4 pseudogenes are annotated in these 3,941 nt (G+C 64.4%); 2 read left to right on the plus strand and 2 right to left on the minus strand.

Features of this window, described 5'->3' with window-relative positions:
* Window positions 1-193 precede the first annotated feature (193 nt).
* Window positions 194-1,528, plus strand: a pseudogene (locus FV233_RS28465) (IS701 family transposase).
* Window positions 1,529-1,704: 176 nt separating this feature from the next.
* Here the strand turns inward: FV233_RS28465 and FV233_RS28470 are convergent.
* Both FV233_RS28470 and FV233_RS28475 read right to left on the minus strand, forming a co-directional pair.
* Window positions 1,705-2,259, minus strand: a pseudogene (locus tag FV233_RS28470) (transposase); the annotation flags it as partial.
* 33 nt (window positions 2,260-2,292) lie between these two features.
* Window positions 2,293-3,336: pseudogene (locus tag FV233_RS28475) on the minus strand (IS3 family transposase).
* A 316-nt stretch (window positions 3,337-3,652) separates the two neighbouring features.
* Between FV233_RS28475 and FV233_RS31445 the strand changes: the two are divergent.
* Window positions 3,653-3,894: pseudogene (locus FV233_RS31445) on the plus strand (IS5/IS1182 family transposase); the annotation flags it as partial.
* Window positions 3,895-3,941: the final 47 nt, after the last annotated feature.

A 3,941-nucleotide genomic window follows, 5' to 3' on the forward strand; every position in this document is an offset into this window, starting at 1 on the left:
GCTTGGGGATGGATGGCGAGCATCAGCGAGCCCTCCTGGAAGAACGGCGGCGCACACCTGCAAACCGCCACGCATAGGCTTTGATCGCCCAACGCGCCGCATCCCAACGACGTTCCGCAACCAAACACCAGTACTACTGTGTCATAAATTTTGGGTGTAGGGTTTGCGATTCGCTCTCGTAATGGAGCGAGGCATGGATCGCTTGAACTCCCCGCTGGCTGCCGACCAGCCGCGCTTTGCGGCTTATCTGAAGGCTTTGTCAGGCGTCCTGGGTCATGCTGATCGGATCGCGCCGCTGAAGCCCTACTGTACGGGTCTCCTCCTGCCGGGTGCTCGCAAGAGCATCGAGCCGATGGCGGCCCGGATCGCGCCAGCGCGTCTCTAGGGCTCCCATCAGGCGATGCATCACTTCGTGGCCAAGGGCCAATGGTCGGACGAGGCTTTGCTGGCCCGGGTACGCAGCGAAGTCCTGCCGCTGATCGAGCGTCAGGATTCGATCCAGGCCTGGATCGTCGACGATACGGGCTTTCCCAAGAAAGGCCGCCACTCGGTCGGGGTGGGACGGCAATACTGCGGTCAGATCGGCAAGCAGGACAATTGCCAGGTTGCCGTGACCCTCTCGGTGGCCAACACCCAGGCCAGTCTGCCGGTGGCCTATCGCCTCTACCTGCCGGAAGCCTGGACCCAGGATGCCGAGCGGCGCAACAAGGCCGGCGTGCCCGAGGATATCGGCTTCCGGACCAAGCCGGAGATCGCGCTGGATCAGATCCGAGCAGCCTTGGCCGATGGGGTGCCACCCGGCCTCGTTCTGGCAGATGCCGGATACGGGATCGACACGGCCTTCCGCACGGCGCTGACGGCGTTGGGCTTGTCCTACAGTGTGGGTGTTCAGTCCTCGACGAGCCTGTGGCTTCCCGGAACGGCACCCCTGCCGCCCAAGCCCTGGAGCGGGCGCGGGCGCGGGCGCGGGCGCCCAACCACCCGGGTGCGACGGAGCCCTGAGCAAAAGCCACTCTCGGCAGAAAAGCTGGCCCGGTCTCTGCCGGAGGCCGCTTGGCAGCGTGTCACATGGCGCGCTGGCACGAACGGTCTGCTGACCTCGCGGTTTGCGGCCGTGCGGGCCCGTCCGGCGCATCGGGATGAGTTGCGACACGAGCCACGTCCCGAGGAGTGGTTCCTGATCGAGTGGCCGGACAACGAGGATGCGCCAACCAAATACTGGCTCTCGACCCTGCCGGCAGAGACGCCCCTGGCCGTGTTGGTCGGCCGGACGAAGCTGCGCTGGCGTATCGAGTGGGACTACCAGGAGCTCAAACAGGAGATTGGGCTCGGCCACTACGAGGGGCGAAGCTGGCGGGGCTTCCATCATCACGCCAGCCTATGCATCGCGGCCTACGGGTTACTGGTCTCCGAGCGGGGCCGCTTTCCCCCCTGGGAACCAGAGTTCACCGAGTGGCAAGCGCTTGCCCTACCCGCCAGTTATAGACCCCGCGGAGCCCCCGATCCGGCCCGAGCGACACGTGCCTGACTCCATCGCAACCTTGCGCCTGAGGCTAACACGGGCGCTCGTTCGTCCCCTGCACCAATGTCCCTGTTGCCAACAAAGATTTATGACACAGTAGTACTAGGAGCCCGTCCGAGTAACGAGTTCACGAGGTGGGATGAGCGTCGAAGTCTGGGCAGACGTGTGCGTCGGCTTTGGGCTCAGTGCCCGGCCTTCGCCAGTTTGAAGAGGTTGTAGGCGGTGCAGATCATCGCCCATTCGCCCCGGACCTGATCGAGGCCGCGGAGCAGGAACTGTCGGAAGCCCCGGGCCTGCTTGATCTGCCCGAACACGGGCTCGACCACTTGCTTCCTGAGGAGATAGCGGCTGCGGCGGCCAGCCCGCTTCAGGCGCCCAGCCATCGCGCTCATCAACGGCATCTTCGTCAGCCTCCGGCGGCCGGCCGCGTCCACCTAGCCATGACGCGCCCGACCCGGAGCCAGGTAGGCGGTGATCCGCCGCTCCTGCAGCGCGACGAGGTTCGCCTCGTTGGCAAAGCCGGCATCGCCGGAGAGCTCTCGCGGTTTGCGCCCGAGATAGGCGTGGACGTCGTCCACGAGCGGCACGAGGGCGCGGGAGTCGGCTGAGTTGGACACGAGGCGGTGCGCGACGATCACCTGATGCGTGGCATCGACGGCGATCTGCCCGTTGTAGCCCTGCACGAACCCGTCGCGGGTAGGCAGGATGCGGCTGTCCGGGTCGGTGAAGTTGCGCTGTGTGATCCTCCCCCGACGTCACGGACAGGCGGTTTAGCTCGCGTTCCGTTCGGCTTGCTCGAGCGTGATGTAGCCGAGTGCCGAGTGGATGCGCTTCCTACTCTAGTAGCCTTAGATGTAAGCAAACAAGTCGCGCCGGGCCTCGTCCCGGGTCGCCCATCGTCGCTGGTGGACAAGTTCGACTTAAGCCCAGCGGCCGGTCGCTGCCGTTGGGCGGCCATCATCAGGGCGGCCGACGTCAACTCGGTCCGCATGTGATCACGCATGGACCAGGCGACGATCTTGCGAGTGGCGAGATCGAGCACGGCGGCCAGGTAGAGCCAGCCCTCGCCGGTGGGCAGGTACGTGATGTCGGCGAGCCAGACCGTGTTGGGCAGCGCGGCGGAGAACTGTTGCTTCGGGAGGTTGGGGGCGTTCGGCAGATCGTGGTGGCTGTCGTCGTGCAGGGCCGGAATCGGCGCCCTGCCAGGGCCCGGATGCCATGACGGCGCATCAGGCGCTCCACCCGCCCGCGACTGGCCGTTCGTCCCTCCGCACAAAGGGTGGCATGCACCCGAGGCGAGCCGTAGCGCCTGTGATGCCCGGCATGAATACGCCGGGCGTTGTCGAGAAGGCGACGGTTGGACGCCGACCGAGCACTCTCGGGACGGGATCGCCAGTCGTAGTAGCCGCTGTGAGAGACTTAGAGCACGTGGCACATGAGACGCACCGACCAGGTGCTCGGATGCTGCTCGATGAAAGCGAACGTCACTTGGGCATCTCCGCAAAGATGCCGATCGCCTTTTATAGGACGTCGCGCTCCATGCGCGTCCGATCGAGTTCTCGCCGCAGACGAGAGATCTCGGCGGCTTGGTCGGAGGGGGAAGCCATCGGGCTCGCAGCCGCGGCTCCTGGCGATGCTGCTGCCCGTGGTGGTGGTGAAGAGCCTCCCATCAGGGTCGCGCGCCACTGCCTCAGCATGAAGGGTTGGATCCCAAGTTCGGCCGCTATCTGCATCTGTTGTCGCCCGCTGCTGTCCAGCAGGGCTACCGCCTCGCGTTTGAACTCGGGCGTGAACTCCCGTTTCGTCTTCGCCATCAAACACCTTCCCAGGCCACAAGGAGCGTATCAGAGGTGTTCGTAAAGCCGGAGGAGGATCACTACGAGGCTCCATCATCTCGTCGGTCAGCGGAGGGCTCTCGGGTTCGGGGTTGGTCGTCGCAACCCCGAACCCGACCCGGCAATCGCCGATGACCACCTCGCGAGAAAGCAAGTCTGCTACAGCGCTGTGGGAAGCGCGCGAATGGGCTTCCTCGCTACCGTCGAGCTAAACCACTGCCTGGAACACGACAAAGTGCCGGCCTGCTTATCGACCACCACGGCGCATTTGCCTTGAGTCTATCCGTCGACAGGCGAAGCCAGGGTACAATGCCAAGAGGGCCAGCCTCGCGGGATCGCGCCGCGCATCGTCCTTAAAGGTGTCGAGAGTAACGAAAAACTCGGGCGTCACCGCTGAATCGTCGAGCGTACCCATGCCTCGTTCAATCGCTTCCGCCGCCTGTCCATCTGCAACCCGCGCCGCAGCAACATATACGAGGCTTCACTACCCTTGCCGCGAGCCTCACCACAATCAACCAGATCAAGTGGTTCTGTTAAACGCTCTTATGCTCCAGTACTAAATATTAGCCACGTGAATCCAGAAA

The organism is Methylobacterium sp. WL7, from assembly GCF_008040085.1.
GTDB classification, from domain to species: Bacteria; Pseudomonadota; Alphaproteobacteria; order Rhizobiales; family Beijerinckiaceae; genus Methylobacterium; species Methylobacterium mesophilicum.